The organism is Arthrobacter sp. SPT-J7 (assembly GCF_059089965.1).
In genome coordinates this window covers 1-13,732 of the sequence record NZ_JBNHFF010000068.1, presented here as the reverse complement: position 1 = coordinate 13,732, position 13,732 = coordinate 1, and the positions used below count along the sequence as shown (strand labels likewise).

At 64.2% G+C, this 13,732-nt stretch carries 15 protein-coding genes and 1 pseudogene; 8 read left to right on the top strand and 8 right to left on the bottom strand.

What is annotated here, in order from left to right; translation table 11 throughout:
- Positions 1-227: 227 nt before the first annotated feature.
- Entirely contained in the window at positions 228-791 is a 564-nt protein-coding gene (locus AC5RWX_RS23050) for a dihydrofolate reductase family protein (RefSeq protein WP_494098624.1), read from the top strand.
- A 149-nt stretch (positions 792-940) separates the two neighbouring features.
- Here AC5RWX_RS23050 and AC5RWX_RS23045 read toward each other — a convergent pair whose 3' ends face one another.
- Positions 941-1,774 (bottom strand): LysR family substrate-binding domain-containing protein, encoded by an 834-nt coding sequence (locus tag AC5RWX_RS23045; RefSeq protein ID WP_494098623.1) that lies wholly within the window; start codon positions 1,772-1,774, stop codon positions 941-943.
- Between AC5RWX_RS23045 and AC5RWX_RS23040 the strand changes: the two genes are divergently transcribed.
- Positions 1,737-2,141, top strand: coding sequence for a DUF5997 family protein (locus AC5RWX_RS23040; RefSeq protein ID WP_494098622.1), 405 nt, complete (start codon positions 1,737-1,739; stop codon positions 2,139-2,141). The genes AC5RWX_RS23045 and AC5RWX_RS23040 overlap by 38 nt on opposite strands.
- A gap of 37 nt (positions 2,142-2,178) precedes the next feature.
- On the opposite strand, the gene AC5RWX_RS23035 is transcribed toward AC5RWX_RS23040, so the two are convergent.
- Positions 2,179-2,559, bottom strand: coding sequence for a VOC family protein (locus AC5RWX_RS23035; RefSeq protein ID WP_494098621.1), 381 nt, complete (start codon positions 2,557-2,559; stop codon positions 2,179-2,181).
- Between the two features lie 153 nt (positions 2,560-2,712).
- On the opposite strand from AC5RWX_RS23035, the gene AC5RWX_RS23030 reads away from it, so the two are divergent.
- The gene (locus AC5RWX_RS23030) at positions 2,713-3,312 is read left to right on the top strand and encodes a hypothetical protein (protein ID WP_494098620.1); all 600 of its coding nucleotides are present in this window, start codon (positions 2,713-2,715) and stop codon (positions 3,310-3,312) included.
- 72 nt (positions 3,313-3,384) lie between these two features.
- Positions 3,385-3,984, top strand: coding sequence for a DUF6919 domain-containing protein (locus AC5RWX_RS23025; protein ID WP_494098619.1), 600 nt, complete (start codon positions 3,385-3,387; stop codon positions 3,982-3,984).
- Positions 3,985-3,987: 3 nt separating this feature from the next.
- Here the strand turns inward: AC5RWX_RS23025 and AC5RWX_RS23020 are convergent, their stop codons facing one another.
- Both AC5RWX_RS23020 and AC5RWX_RS23015 read right to left on the bottom strand, forming a co-directional pair.
- Positions 3,988-4,470: a pyridoxamine 5'-phosphate oxidase family protein gene (locus AC5RWX_RS23020; protein ID WP_494098618.1), complete on the bottom strand. Its 483-nt coding sequence runs from the start codon at positions 4,468-4,470 to the stop codon at positions 3,988-3,990.
- Positions 4,471-4,581: 111 nt separating this feature from the next.
- Positions 4,582-5,967 carry a flavin monoamine oxidase family protein gene (locus AC5RWX_RS23015; protein WP_494098617.1) on the bottom strand — a complete coding sequence of 462 codons (1,386 nt, stop codon included), beginning with the start codon at positions 5,965-5,967 and terminating at the stop codon, positions 4,582-4,584.
- Between the two features lie 139 nt (positions 5,968-6,106).
- On the opposite strand from AC5RWX_RS23015, the gene AC5RWX_RS23010 reads away from it, so the two are divergent.
- Positions 6,107-6,808, top strand: a complete 702-nt coding sequence (locus AC5RWX_RS23010) for a TetR/AcrR family transcriptional regulator (RefSeq protein ID WP_494098616.1) — start codon at positions 6,107-6,109, stop codon at positions 6,806-6,808.
- 7 nt (positions 6,809-6,815) lie between these two features.
- Here the strand turns inward: AC5RWX_RS23010 and rlmN are convergent, their stop codons facing one another.
- A complete protein-coding gene (gene rlmN / locus AC5RWX_RS23005; RefSeq protein WP_494098615.1) occupies positions 6,816-8,051 on the bottom strand; it encodes a dual-specificity RNA methyltransferase RlmN in 1,236 nt (411 codons plus the stop codon).
- A gap of 413 nt (positions 8,052-8,464) precedes the next feature.
- Here rlmN and AC5RWX_RS23000 point away from each other — a divergent pair, with 413 nt between their 5' ends.
- Positions 8,465-9,490 (top strand): DUF808 domain-containing protein, encoded by a 1,026-nt coding sequence (locus AC5RWX_RS23000; RefSeq protein WP_494098614.1) that lies wholly within the window; start codon positions 8,465-8,467, stop codon positions 9,488-9,490.
- A gap of 30 nt (positions 9,491-9,520) precedes the next feature.
- Here AC5RWX_RS23000 and AC5RWX_RS22995 read toward each other — a convergent pair whose 3' ends face one another.
- Together AC5RWX_RS22995 and AC5RWX_RS22990 are read right to left on the bottom strand one after the other, a co-directional pair.
- Entirely contained in the window at positions 9,521-10,468 is a 948-nt protein-coding gene (locus tag AC5RWX_RS22995) for a lipid kinase (protein WP_494098613.1), read from the bottom strand.
- 53 nt (positions 10,469-10,521) lie between these two features.
- The gene (locus AC5RWX_RS22990) at positions 10,522-10,959 is read right to left on the bottom strand and encodes a VOC family protein (protein WP_494098612.1); all 438 of its coding nucleotides are present in this window, start codon (positions 10,957-10,959) and stop codon (positions 10,522-10,524) included.
- Between the two features lie 55 nt (positions 10,960-11,014).
- On the opposite strand from AC5RWX_RS22990, the gene AC5RWX_RS22985 reads away from it, so the two are divergent.
- Positions 11,015-11,869 carry an alpha/beta fold hydrolase gene (locus AC5RWX_RS22985; protein ID WP_494098611.1) on the top strand — a complete coding sequence of 285 codons (855 nt, stop codon included), beginning with the start codon at positions 11,015-11,017 and terminating at the stop codon, positions 11,867-11,869.
- Positions 11,870-12,530: 661 nt separating this feature from the next.
- Here the strand turns inward: AC5RWX_RS22985 and AC5RWX_RS22980 are convergent.
- Positions 12,531-12,668 (bottom strand): annotated as a pseudogene (locus AC5RWX_RS22980) (aspartate-semialdehyde dehydrogenase); the annotation flags it as partial.
- Between the two features lie 450 nt (positions 12,669-13,118).
- Between AC5RWX_RS22980 and AC5RWX_RS22975 the strand changes: the two are divergent.
- A partial coding sequence (locus tag AC5RWX_RS22975; RefSeq protein ID WP_494098610.1) for a M20/M25/M40 family metallo-hydrolase occupies positions 13,119-13,732 on the top strand: 614 nt, incomplete at its 3' end.

The window sequence follows — 13,732 nt, the reverse complement described above, 5'->3', positions numbered from 1 at the left end:
GCCGGGACATCCCATGTCACTGACAACAGGTCCAGTATACCCCCTGGGGGTATCACGAGGCAACGACGTATAAAAAGCTGCCACCAGGAGCCTTCCGACGAAGGGCCCCGAAGGTTCTCGTGACCTTGGCGTTTCGCGGCAACCGGGCCTCGGCATGGCCTGAGCGATGATTTTTCCGGGCCGTGCCGGTCTGTACAACGGATACCGACTCACGGGAGACTGACGCCATGCGCAACCTGACTTTCGCCATGAACCTGAGCCTGGATGGCTACATCGCCGCGCCCGGCGACGACCTCGGCTGGAGCGTCCCAGGCGACGTGCTGTTCCAATGGTGGTCCGACCGGGTAGGGGCGACGAACCTGGCGCTGTACGGGCGCAAACTCTGGGAAACCATGAGCTCCCACTGGCCCACGGCCGACCAGCAGCCTGGCGCCACACGGGCACAGATCGAGTTCGCCCACCGCTGGCGGGCCATGCCGAAAGTGGTGTTCTCCTCCACGACCAGCACGGTCGACTGGAACACCCGCCTGGTCACACACGACGCGGTCACCGAGATCACCCGGCTCAAGGCCGACGACGACGGCCCCATGGACATAGGCGGTGCCACACTTGCCGCGGCGGCCATGCGGGCCGGGCTGATCGACGAGTACGCAATGGTCACCCATCCCGTCCTGGTGGGCGGCGGCACGCCATTCTTCACAGCTCTGGACAACTGGGTGAACCTAAGCCTGGTGGAGACCCGGACGTTTCCCGACGGTGTGGTCCTGGCCAGGTACAAAACCAGGCGCTGAGTACCCGATGTCGGACCAGCCCGGGCTTCGGGCCACCAAGAATCTCGTGGCTCACCCGGCCTCGTCGTGACAATGCCGGACACGCTTGGACGATCCGCGCAGAACATGCCCCACCTTGTCCGACACACTCCGCACCTCCAGGGCTTTGGTTAGCGCTTGCCCTTCTTGCGGGAGCCTTTGCCCCGACCCTTGTCCGGATTCGGGGCATAGCGTTGGGCTACCTTTGGTGCCTTCTTGGTCCCGCTCCCGCGCCGGTCCGGCTTGGGTTCCTTCTTGGCTTTGACGGGCTGGGCGGAGGGCTGGCGGGAGCTCTGGGCGGTCCGCCCCCGGACGATCCCGATAAATTCCTCAATGACTTCATCCGTGGAGTCGGCAGGCCAGGCAACAGCGATTTCGGTAGCGGGCGCCCCGGCCAGCCGCCGCGCCACTGTGTCTTTGACGTTGAAATGGCGGGCCACGGACATGGGCAGGATCACCAGGCCCGCCCCCGTGGCCACCACCTGCAGCGCGGCCTCCGGACCGCCCAGGGCAGCCACGTCCAGGAAGGCCTCCTGCTCCAGGTCGGCCAGCGCCACTTCATCGAACACCGAGATTTCGTGGCCCTTGGGTGCAACCACCACGGGCTGCTCCTCATACAGGGGAATCACGCTGAGGCCCTCACGTTCCACGGGAAGGCGGACGAAGCTGAGATCGGCGGAACCGTCACGCAGCACCTGGACCTGTGCACCGTCGTCGGCCATAAATGCCTGGAGCGGAACGTCCAGCACCCGTTCTTCCCACCGGCGGATCCACTTGCCCGGCGTAACTCCCGCCACGTAGGCGATGCGGAGCATGCGCGGTGCATCCTCAACCGGGTCAGCAGACCCTGCGGGAGTGGCGTCTGTCTGGGGGGTGTTGTCGGTGGGCACGTCTTCACAGTACCGCCCGCCCGGATACCCTTGAAGCATGACCTCTGCAAACTCCCAGTCCATGAAGCCGGCCACCGTTGCCAAGAAACTTGGCATCTACCTGCCCGCAACACCGCAGGAGTTCCAGGAATCAACCATCAGCCGTGCCGAGTTCGCCGAACTCCAGGCCAACCCGCCGGAATGGCTCGCCGAACTTCGCCGCAGCGGTCCGCACCCACGTCCGGTCGTGGCCCAAAAGCTGAACGTCTCCATCAGCGGCCTGGCCCGCGGCGGCATCGAGGAAGCCTTGACGACGGCGGAAATAACCGCGCTGCTGCAGGCTCCCCCCGCGTGGCTGGTCAGCGAGCGTGCCACCCACGCCGCCGTCCGCGCGGAAGCCCAGCGAGTGAAGGAAGAAAACGCGAAGAAGGAAGCCAAGCGAGCCCGCGCCCAGGCCGAGTGACCTGCGCCGGCTCTTAACCTGGGCTTGTCAGGGCAAGTCAGTCCTGGTGCAGCTGGATGAAGTTGCCGCATCCGTCATCGAACACCGCGCTGATCCCCGAGGGGTCTTCAGCCGGTTCGCCGCGGAAACTCACCCCTGCCTTGGTCAGCCGCTCGTACTCCGCCTGCACGTCCGGAACGCCAAAAACGATGGCCGGCAGGCCGGCCTTGTACAGGCCGTTCATGTAGTCGGCCGCAATCGGATTGTCGCTGGGTTCCAGCAGCAGCCCCGTTGAGCTCTGGTCCGCGCCGGGGTCCTTGATGATGAACAGGTTGTACTCCGGCATTGCCATCAGCGTCTCGAAGCCAAGCGTCCCGGTGTAGAAGGTGTGGGCGGCTGCGGGGTCTTGGACGTGGATGCTGCACATTTTGAGTCTCATGGTCCCAAGGTACGTGGCCGGCGGCCGGCCCGGAAAGTTCGCCCCTGCATGCTGTGCTCTGGCTGGGCCATTGACCCGGGAACGGGAAGGCGCTGGAATGGAAGGACCAGCCCGGCGTTCCCTCCCCCGGGCCTGTGGACGTGGAGGTGCAAGGTGGCAGCCATCGCAGAATCCCTGTTCCAAGGGGTGTGGGTCCTTCTACTGTGTGGATCTGTGCTGGTGATCAGCGTCGCGGCCACAGTTTTCCAGGTCCGTCGGCGGGCCCTCGGCGGGGGTGGCGCAGAATCCGAGCGTTCGGACCAGTTGTTCTGGGACCTGTTCCTTGGCGCGGCAGTGGCCCTTCCCGCACTGCTCATCCCCGCCCTGGCCTCCGCCTGGGCAGGGCTCTTCCTCGCCGGTGCAGCCGTAGCGTCCGGTGTCGCTGCCTACCGGGGCAGCCCGCGGATCGTGAGCTGGCTGTCCCTTCGGCGGCAACGCCGGGAATACCTGCCCCTGCACACGGCTGCACAAGCTGAGCATAGCCTGCTGCTGGAGCGATGGCGCCGGTACGAACTTGATCCTGCGTTCTGTATTGACTACCCCGCCATGACCGACGTCCGGCTGCCCCAGACCGCTGCCGTTATTAAGGCCATGCGAGAGGCCGAGCAGCTCCGGGCCTCGGGGCACCACGGCTACCCGCCCGCCGTCGAACGCTTTGGCCGCGCCCTTTCCGCCGCCGAGCAGGCGGCAGGAATCCCCGCCAGCGGACACTGACCGCTCCATGGCGCGTTAACTGCTGTGTCGCAGCCGCTGGAGTCCGGCGGCGCAGCGCCGTAGCATCCGAAGATGGAGCCTCAAGAAACGGAAAGCCGTGACCAATTCGGCAGGCGGCTGGAGGACCGGGAAGTCTGGCGCCAAGCCACTACGCTGGAGGCGGCGGGTGAGCTGACCGCGCGGTGGCTTGAGGGCCACAGCGAGTATCAGGCCGCCACGTTCACCGCCACCTACGACATTGAGACCGCAACCATCGCAGCCGGGCTGGCTGCCCTGAACCGAAGCGGGTTGTTCACGAAGGAATCTCAACCCGGGCTGCGTTCCGCAGGCATCGACCAGCGCCAGTATGTCACCGGCTTTTGCAGTGCAGAAATTGCCGCAGAACTCCTCGCCCTCTCCACCCGGTCCGAACTGGTCACCGTGGTGCATGCCCCGGGTGATTCCAGCAGCGCCGCTATCCCGGTCACCCTGGACGGCAGCGAGGTGGTAACCGTCCTGGGGTCCAGTGAAAACCCCGTGACAGAGGAGCAGATCCAGGACTGGGCCGATGAGACCAACGAAACGCTGGCGCTCCTGCTCGCGGATTCCTGGTACGTGGAGATCCTGGACCCGTTTTGGGGCCGGGACAACGTGCTGCTGCCCGCCGTCCTCGGCGCCCTGAACGGTTCGTAGCGCCTACAGCTCCACAGTGCCGCTTTCGCCCACGCTCATCCGGCTGTGCGTGAGCTTGGACTTGACCCACTGGAATACCGTCGCGGCAGTCCCGCCCGGGCTGGTCCAGTACTCAGCGGAGTCTGAATCGATGCGGAGCAGGCACACCTCGGGGGTATCCGGACCATCCGGAAACCACGCTTCAACGGCCTGGTTCCACATTTCGCGAATTTTTTCCCGGTCCGTCACCACCTCAGCGGTTCCTGCAATGGAAACCCATTCGGTGTTCTTGCCAAAGGAAACGTTCACCCGCGGGTCGGCCTGAACGTGGGCCACCTGCGAGGTGCCGCGGCCCGTGAAGAACCACATGTCGCCGTCGTCCTTTACGTCCTGGACTGCCAGCGGCCGGCTGACGAGGGCACCCTCTTCGTTGACGGTGGTCAACATTCCGATGCGGGAATCGTTGATAATGTCCGTGACCTTGCTGATGCTCTCGGTGCCAGTCATATTTCACCTCGTTCGTCTGCATGCGGGGACGCTCCCCATCCGCCAGCCTATTGGTAAGCATGCTTAGATTCCACCCGCCGGCCGCGCTTTCCCACCCCGTCGGGTTCCGGGCTAGGCAGGGACCGTCACACGTGCCGCTTCACGGATGCGTTCTGCGGTGCGGCGGCCCATCCTGATGGCGCCGTCAACGTGCTGGTAGCCTTCAGCGGCGAGGTCCGAGGACGACCAGTAGATGGGTCCGACGGGGGCGTGCTGGTCTTTGCCGTAGCGGTGCAGGCCGCCGAGATCGTAGCTTGAGGCGTACGCGCCGCGGGTCCACTCCTCCGAACCCCAGTCCGACTCGTAGTAGACCTCGGGCTCCAGCGCCTCGGCGCCGAGGAAACCGGCAATGGACTCCAGCACCGCGCCCTTGCGTTCCTCGACGCTCAGCTCGAAAACGGCGTCAGCCTTTTCATCGGAGATGAATCCCACCAGGGTGCCCCGGGTGTCACCGAAGTCGGTGTTGTCGTAGACCTCCTGGACCAGGGAGCCGGCGCCGAAGCCGGTTCCGGACAGCCCGGCGTCGCGCCAGAACGGCCGGCTGTAGACGGCGTGGACCTTGATGACCAGGCCCAGCGACTGGTGCTGGTGCATTTGATGCTGGCGGCGGGGCAGCGGCGGGTTGAACGAGACCCGCGAGTAGAGGTTGGGCGGCACGGCCATGATCACGAACCGGGCGTTCACTGCGGCCCGTTCCGAAATGACGGTGACGCGGTGCCCACCGTCCTGGACCGGCTCCCAGTTGATGGCTCGCACCGGGGAGTTGAGGACGACGTCGTCCCCCAGCTCCTGCGCGAGCAGCAGGGAAACCTGCTGCATACCGCCCACCACGCGCCGGTCCAGGATGAAGTCCTCGTCCGTCAGGTGGGTGAAGGACCCGGCGGAGGCGGCCATCAGGACCGCCTGCAGGGCCGAGAATGCGTGTGCCGGCTTCGTGAGCATACCGCCGGCGATGAACAGGCCGATGTTGTTGCAGGCCTCCTCGTTGGCCGAGTGCTGCCGCAGCCAGTGGTGGAAGGAAATCGTGTCCAGCTCACGCGCTTTCGGATGCGCCCACGGTTCGGTGGCGCCGATATCGGCCGCCAGCCCGTCCAGCAGCCCCACCAGCTTGTCCATTTCGGCTTTGGTGCCCGGATCCACGGGGAACGAATCCCCCGTATAACGGACGGGAACGCCGTCGGCGCCAATGTACATAGAGTCGCCTTCGCGGTACCGGGCGTACGTCTGCAGGCCGAGTTCTTCGAGTAGTTCCAGGAGTACGGTCTGGTCCGGCGAGACCCACTGGCCGCCGATCTCCAGCATGGCCCCGTCCACAGTGTCGGTCCAGGTGCGGCCACCCACACGGTCGCGCGCCTCGAGCACGGCGACGCTCAGGCCGGCCTTCTTCAGTTCACGGGCTGCGGTAAGTCCGGACGGCCCGGCTCCAACGACCACAACGTCGCGGTTCAGCTTCAGCATGATGTCCTCTCTTGGGTCCCGCAGTGATGTGGGAAACGCTAAATGAATGCCATTCATTTACTGGAACTATAGCGGCTCCCCGCTCTGACCGGAAGTGCCGGATGGAATAATGCTGGTGACCACCAGAGAAAGGCCAGTAATGCCGGCAGTACCAGCTGTACAGGGACGCTCTGCCGGAAAACCCGGCGCACCCAGGAGGCGGGCGGGCAGGCCTTCGGCCGCACTGCTGGACAAAACCGGGATCACGGCAGCGGCGCTGGAACTGATCAACCGCAAGGGCTACGACGGGCTCACCATGGCGGGCCTGGCCAAGGAACTGGACGTGGCGCCGTCGGCCCTTTACAACCATGTGGCCGCTAAACGGGACGTCCTGCTCCTGGTGGAAGACCACCTCACCTCGCTGGTGGATGTGTCGGATTTTGGCTCGGCCCCATGGGAGGAGGCGGTGCGCAGCTGGGCGTGGAGCTACCGCAATGTCTTCGCCCGGCACACACCGCTTATTCCGGTGATCGCCGTCCTTCCGGTGACCGATGCGCCGCAGACACTGGCGATGTACGAGACCGTGAGCAAGGGATTCCTCGACGCCGGCTTCCCCCAGGACCGCGTCGTGTCCTCCATTGTGGCGCTGGAGTCCTTCATTTTCGGCTCCGCGTACGACGTGACCGCCCCGGAGGACATCTTCGAGGCAGGATCCATGGCCGGCACCACACCAAACTTCACCGCTGCGGTCCGGAGCGCCGCTGCCCGCAGCGCTCCCAACGGGCCGGAGCGACCGGCAGACGTGGCATTCGAGCTTGGGCTGGAGGCGCTGATTTCAGGGCTGGGTGCCCTGCGGGCCTGAAAGAGCCCTAGTCTTCGGCAGCGGCGAGCTGGCCGCAGGCGCCGTCGATCTCCTTGCCTCGGGTGTCGCGCAAGGTGCACGGCACACCGGCGGCACGGAGCCGTGCGATGAATTCCTGCTCCACCGGCTTGTCCGAGGCGGTCCAGATGGAGCCCGGGGTGGGGTTGAGCGGGATCGGGTTAACGTGCACCCAGCCGCGGCCGCGCTGGTTGAGCTTCTTGCCCAGCAGGTCTGCCCGCCACGGGTGGTCGTTCATGTCCTTGATCAGCGCGTATTCGATGCTGACCCGGCGGCCCGTCTTGCGGTAGTAGTCGTAGGCTGCGTCGAGCGCCTCGTCCACCTTCCAGCGGTTGTTGACCGGGATCAGCTCGTCGCGGAGCTCGTCGTCGGGGGCGTGCAGGGACAGCGCGAAGGTGACCGGCAGGTCCTCGTCCGCAAGCTTGCGGATGGCGGGAACAAGGCCCACCGTCGAGACGGTGATGTTGCGGGCAGACATGCCCAAGCCCTCGGGTGCGGGATCCACGAAGCGGTGGAGGGCGGCCATGACGCGCTTGTAGTTGGCCAACGGCTCACCCATGCCCATAAAAACGATGTTCGTGACGCGCTCGTCGTCGTGCTCCTTGGGGCCCAGCTCGCCGGCCGCTATCACCCGGTTCGCAGCGACGACCTGGTCAACGATCTCCGCAGTGGACATGTTGCGGGTCAGCCCGGCCTGGCCGGTGGCGCAGAACGGGCAGTTCATGCCACAGCCGGCCTGCGAGGAGATGCAGAGAGTGATCCGGCCGGGGTAGCGCATCAGCACGGACTCCACCAGCGCGCCGTCGAATAACCGCCAGAGGAACTTGATGGTGTCCCCCTTGTCGCTTTGCTGGCGGCGGACCTCGGTGAGCAGCGGTGGGAACATCTGGGAGACGAGTTCCCCACGGCCGGCCTTGGGGAGGTCGCTCATGGTTTCCGGGTCCACGGTCCAATGCTGGAAGTAGTGTGTGGAGAGCTGCTTCGCTCGGAAGGCGGGGAGGCCAAGCTCCTTCATCTTGACGCCGCGCTCGGCCAGGCTCAGGTCAGCCAGGTGCGTGGGCGGCTGCTTCACGCGCGGTGACGCGAACTGGAGCAGCGGCCGGCCCTCGACGGTACGCGCCTGCTCCCAGCCTTCGGCAGTTGGGCGGACCTGCGGGCGGGTGCTCTCCGGGGCCTCTTGACGGGCGCGCACGGGAGCTTCGGAGGAAGGAGTGGGGGAAGTCATCCCCGCTATTGTCCCATGCCTGCTTATCGCTGAGAAAGGGGCCTGCACGGCGGGATCGCGGGGAAGCGGGATCCCGTACTGGTCTCCGCCGACGGGTCGGTGAGCACCGAAACCTATCCGGGCTCAGAACTCAAGGGTGGTTTCACGGTGCTGGAGCTGCCGACGCATAAGGACCCAATCGAGTGGGCGAGGAGGATCGCCGTAGCGTGCCGTTGCCCGCAGGAGCTCCGCGAGTTCATCACGACCCGGAGAGCTAGTTTTGCCGAATGCCGTTCACCGCGCAGCAGCCTTGGCCGTACGCCACCCCCTACGGACGGACTCCCCGCACCATATAATCTGAGCATGCCGATCACGCGCGTCACCCCATGCCTCCCCGCCCTGCAGTCCACCCTCGAGCAGCGCGGGAGCGATCTGTGAGCGGCGGTCTGGTCGCCCTGCTGGACGACGTCGCAGCCCTGGCCCGCATAGCGGCCGCCTCGGTGGACGACGTCGCTGCCGGAGCCGCCAAGGCCGGGGCCAAGGCCGCCGGCGTAGTGATCGATGACGCCGCCGTCACCCCGCAGTACGTGTCCGGGAGGGATCCGTCCCGCGAACTTCCAATGATCAAGAAGATCTTCTGGGGCTCGCTGCGGAACAAGCTGTTCATCATCCTGCCAGCGCTGCTGCTGGTCAGCGCCTTCGTCCCCTGGGCAATCCCGTTCATCCTGATGCTGGGCGGCACCTACCTCTGCTATGAGGGTGCCGAAAAGGTCTGGCACAAGATCCGCGGCCACCACACCGCTGCCGAGGATGCGCCAGCTGTCGACCGCGGACCGGACGCGGAAGCCAAAGTGGTCAAGGGCGCCATCACCACTGACTTCATCCTGTCCTGCGAAATCATGGTTATCTCGATGAACGAGGTGGCCGATGAATCCCTGTGGGTCCGTGCGCTGATCCTGGTGGTGGTGGCACTCGTCATCACGGTGCTGGTTTACGGTGCCGTTGCACTCATCGTCAAGATGGACGACATCGGCCTTCACATGACCACCAGGGACTCTGCCGGCTCCAAGCGCTTTGGCGAATTGCTCGTCAAGGGGATGCCTGCCGTGCTGGGCGCGATCACCTTTGTGGGGACGGTCGCCATGCTGTGGGTCGGCGGCCACATCATGCTGCAGGGTACACACGACCTTGGCTGGCACGCGCCGTATGACCTGGTCCACGTCCTTGAGAAGCCCTTCGCCGGCGTCGCCGTGGTTGGCAGCTTCCTGGCCTGGCTGGTGAACACGCTGTGCTCGGCCGTCGTCGGTCTCGCGTGGGGTCTGGTCATCATGGCCGTCGTCCACCCGCTGCTGCATGCGCTGCCGTTCGGCAAGAAGAAGGGCGGACATGAAGAGGGCGACCTCCGCGCCGAGCTCGCCGGCTATCGGCCGGAGAAACGCAACGGCGATCTAGCCCCCTAGCTCGTGCCGCCTGAGCTCTCCCATGGACGGTTACTTTGGGGCGCCGCGTCCGTCGAACCAAGCGCTGTTGCTGCTCTGTGGTACCACGATGTGAACGGCGTTGCGTTCTATCGTGAAATCCGTGGGCGTCACCGTTGCAATCTCCCCGTCAAGGTTCACCGATAGCGGCGGATCAGTGACAAGTTGGACACGCCGGGCCGTCAGGTGGCGCACCCGGTCGTGCTCAAGAAAACGTCCGTCTTTCAGCAGCCGTGCGATTTGCACGTGCTCCCGGAGCCCTGCTGCCAGGATTGCGTAGATGTCAAGGGTGTGATCGTCGATCCCGGCCGACGGCGAAACCGTGTTGCCGCCGCCGTAGTGCCGGCCGTTGCCGACAGCCACCTGAATCACGTCGTGGAGGTCCATCGGTTCGTGGTCCCCCTCCGGAAACTCGAGACGGGCCCGGAATGGCTGATGCCCGGCATAAGAGCGCAGGGTAGCAACACCGTAGGCCAGCGGACCCATACGCCGCTTTAGCCCGGGGCTGAGTGCCTCGGTAACACGCACCGACAAGCCAACGGAAGCGACGTTCAGGAATGGCTGGCCGTTTGCCCGGCCGAGATCGATGTCCACCACCTTGCCGTTTGCAACGGTTGCGCACGCCCCGGCCAGGTCACTTGGTATCTCGAGGGTGCGGGCGAGGTCGTTCGCGGTGCCCAGGGGAAGAACGCCGAGCATGACGTCGGTGCCGGCTACCCGACCCGCAGCGCAGCCCACCGTTCCGTCGCCGCCACCTACAACGACCATGTCGTGCCCGTCCGCAACCACACGATCAAGCGTCCCGGCCAGTTCCGCTCCCGACAGCACGTGGTGCACCGTGGAGATCGGCAGGCCTGCCCTTTGCATCTTGTCCACCAGAGAGCCATGCGCCGCTGCCCCCCGGCGTGACCGGGCGTTGATCACTACGGCAGCAGAGCGGGCCTCTCGAACATCCTTCATGCGTTGTCCTGCCAGCAATCAATGGCGTGTGCTGTTCCTGGAGCCACTTACGGTCAGCTCTTGTTCAGTTCCTGGGCGAGCATCACGATGATGCCACTGGGGCCGCGGACATAGGTGAGCTTGTAAACGTCTCCGTATGTTGCCAGGCCCCTCAACGGGTGGCAGCCGTGCCTCGCGGCAACCTTGAGGGACTCCTCGATGTCGTCGACCGAGAACGCCACGCGGTGCATGCCGATCTCGTTGGCAAGGGTAGGCTGCGTCTCGATCGCCTCGGGGTGGATGTACTCGAAAAGCTCGAGGCGGCCGTCGCCGCCTGGCGTTTGAAGCATGGCGACCCTGGCATGGTTCCCGTCGAGGCCGACAGCAGTGTCGGCCCACTCTCCACTGACTGTGTCCCGGCCGACGACGGTAAGCCCGAGGTCGGTGAAGAAGGCAATCGTCGCTTCGAGGTCGCGGACCGCAATGCCGACGTTCTCGAATTTGATGGGCATGCGCCACACGATATCAAGCTCCTCGTGGCACGCGGTAAGGAATTATGCTTTGCCGATGACCAATCGGGAAAAAAGTCCGCGGGTGGTCCCTTCCAAGGGAGCGGAACTGGCAGTCTACGAGTACGGCCCAGATCCAGGACCGAAGGTCCCCACCCTTCTGCTCGTCCATGGCTACCCGGACGACCACCGCGTCTACCTTCCGCTCATCGATCAACTCTCAACAACACACCACATCGTTGCTTACGACACCCGTGATGCCGGGCACTCCTCCGTCAGGGAAAAGCCGGGTAACTTTTCGCTCCCGAGCTTGGTAGACGATCTATACGCCGTGCTGTCCGCAACGCAGGCTTACTCCGTCCACCTCGTGGGCCACGATTGGGGATCCATTCAGGCTTGGGCGGCCATCCAGGACCCGCGGGCCGCCGGACGTATTACCCGTTTCACCAGCATTTCGGGCCCTGATCTGCGGCACCTCCGCTGGTGGATCCGCCACAAGCGAAGGAACCCACGGGGCTGGGCACAACTGATGGGACAACTCGTACGCAGCTCTTACGTTGGGGCTTTCCAGGTCCCCCAACTGCCCGAAGCGGCCTGGCGCCTCATCTTCACCCGCTACTACGAGAAGGCGAGAAAACGCCGGGTGGGTGACAACCCCGTCCGCGGGCTCGCCCTGTACCGTGAAAACTTTCCTTACAAGGAAAACCAGCCAGCGGTTCCGATCGGGATCCCCGTCCATGTGGTGGTGCCTGATAAAGACCCGTTCCTCTCGCCCCACCTGCTGGAAGGCCTGGAAAACCGCGCACCTCAGCTCACCATCACCCATGTGAATGCCGGCCACTGGTGGCCGGAAACACACGCATCCGACTTCGCGACGCTCCTACGAACGGGACCCACCAGTGCCAGTCGGTAGCGGCGATGCTTCCAGCGGGTGTACGAGCGGGACCCCGTCGGTTTGACTGATGATGCTGCGGTCAGAAGATTCACCGATGGCTCACGGGGGGCACCAGTCCACCTCAGCGGGCCCCGCTTGGCGATTGGTCTTTCCGCGGTGAGAAGTTCAGGATCGCTGTGAGGGTCCTGGCCTGATCACACGTGAACCGGTTTCCAGTGGTCGGATCCAGCCAAGGCTCGGGATCTTCCTGATGTCCATTCAGTTCCAGGACTGGCAGGGGCAGCGTCGGTAGCTCGCCGTTCCCGCAGACAAAACGGTCGGGGTATTTGTGCGGATCATAGTAGACGCGCGGTCTGCGTTCCCGGATGAGCTCCTGGGAACTGCCGGAATAATATCCTGCCCAGTGTAGGCTGCGGCTCTCCGGGGCGCATTCGCGAACGCTGCCGTTGCCGCCGTTGAGTTCCTCTTTAGTGTCGGCCCCCGAGACGGAGTCGGACCTTTGGTACCGAAACCATAGCCCAGACCTCCGGACATAGATCACGCCGGGCTCACCAGGGAAATAAACGTCTACGTCCGCTTTGGGGTTGGCGGTAAATCTATGCCCGTCGACACCAAACGGTCTGGTGCCGGCGGTGACTTCATCCATGGGGCCGACAATTTCTGAAAAGGGTGGCTACATGTACCCAAGGACCTTGCGGTCGATGTCCAGGATGGCTGACGCCGGGTCGTCCAGTTCCGTGCTGACCTCGGCGTTGAGCGTGCCGAACTGGCTGAGGAGCTCGCACATGTGCCGGGCCTCGCCGCCGGGGGCAGCGCGCTCGAAAACAATATTCCAACCACAGCAATAGGAACGAATTTCAGATTTCAGGGACTCGAAAACATCCGACATCTGGGGGTGTCCTGTCAAATTCTGTTTTTGGTTGAAAGACCGGACCTCCTCGCCCGGCTCGCTTTCGCTTCTCAAATGAAAGAGGCTATGGGCCGCGAACTTCTTGGGTCACGGACGCCATGAATTCCCAGCGGTAAATCCAAGTTCTTGCCGCAACAGTTCAGCGGCGGCAGTTACCGCGCTTCCTGTCTGAAATCCCGAATCTATGGCACTGCCTTATGCAATACAAGGAGGCTGTGTACCTGCTTTTTGCCCGGCCACTACTTGCTTCCCCGGATGACCCACCCCATTGCCCTCAGGCCATACCCGTCTTTCAAAAAGCTCTTTCCTGCTGCCGGGTTCAGGCATTAGTTTTCATTCATGAAGGCACCTCACCCCATGGGCAAGCCCACCCACAAGGCAGGCATAGCCTTCCTTGCCTTGATGCTGATCCTGTCAGCGTGCTCGTCGCCCGCGCGAACCGTTCCCAAGCCGGAGACACTTGTAACGGCGCTGCCAGTGCGGGCCAATGAGGTGCATGAAACTTTCGCAAAGAGAAACCTGATGGGACACCTGGAGGCCCTGCAGAGAGTAGCCGATGAATCCGGAGGCAACCGGGCCGCCGGCACGCCCGGGTATGAAGCATCAGCACGTTACGTCGAGGAGCAGTTGCGTGCCGCTGGCTACAATCCGGTCCGGCAGGTCTTCACGTATCGGGACGAAGACCTCGAAGAGAACAGGGAAACCTTCAACATCCTGGCTGACACGGCAGGAAGTGCAGACCACACCATTGTGGTGGGCGCGCACCTGGACTCGGTGCGGAGAGGCCCAGGGATAAACGACAATGCAAGCGGCGTTGCCACCCTTATCGAAACGGCACGGTGGATCGCTGAGACCGGCGTCGAACCGAAAAACAGGGTGCGCTTCGCGTTCTGGGGGGCAGAGGAAGTTGATCTGTTAGGTTCCCAGCATTATGTGGATGAGCTCAGCAAAAGCGAAATCTCCCAAACCGC

What these genes read in the sequence shown, in the direction of transcription:
- AC5RWX_RS23050 (WP_494098624.1), top strand. Translation starts at nt 228, where the DNA reads ATGCGCAACCTGACTTTCGCCATGAACCTGAGCCTGGATGGCTACATC.
- AC5RWX_RS23040 (WP_494098622.1), top strand. Translation starts at nt 1,737, where the DNA reads ATGACCTCTGCAAACTCCCAGTCCATGAAGCCGGCCACCGTTGCCAAG.
- AC5RWX_RS23035 (WP_494098621.1), bottom strand. Translation starts at nt 2,559, where the DNA reads ATGAGACTCAAAATGTGCAGCATCCACGTCCAAGACCCCGCAGCCGCC.
- AC5RWX_RS23025 (WP_494098619.1), top strand. Translation starts at nt 3,385, where the DNA reads ATGGAGCCTCAAGAAACGGAAAGCCGTGACCAATTCGGCAGGCGGCTG.
- AC5RWX_RS23020 (WP_494098618.1), bottom strand. Translation starts at nt 4,470, where the DNA reads ATGACTGGCACCGAGAGCATCAGCAAGGTCACGGACATTATCAACGAT.
- AC5RWX_RS23015 (WP_494098617.1), bottom strand. Translation starts at nt 5,967, where the DNA reads ATGCTGAAGCTGAACCGCGACGTTGTGGTCGTTGGAGCCGGGCCGTCC.
- AC5RWX_RS23010 (WP_494098616.1), top strand. Translation starts at nt 6,107, where the DNA reads ATGCCGGCAGTACCAGCTGTACAGGGACGCTCTGCCGGAAAACCCGGC.
- rlmN (WP_494098615.1), bottom strand. Translation starts at nt 8,051, where the DNA reads ATGACTTCCCCCACTCCTTCCTCCGAAGCTCCCGTGCGCGCCCGTCAA.
- AC5RWX_RS22995 (WP_494098613.1), bottom strand. Translation starts at nt 10,468, where the DNA reads ATGAAGGATGTTCGAGAGGCCCGCTCTGCTGCCGTAGTGATCAACGCC.
- AC5RWX_RS22990 (WP_494098612.1), bottom strand. Translation starts at nt 10,959, where the DNA reads ATGCCCATCAAATTCGAGAACGTCGGCATTGCGGTCCGCGACCTCGAA.
- AC5RWX_RS22985 (WP_494098611.1), top strand. Translation starts at nt 11,015, where the DNA reads ATGACCAATCGGGAAAAAAGTCCGCGGGTGGTCCCTTCCAAGGGAGCG.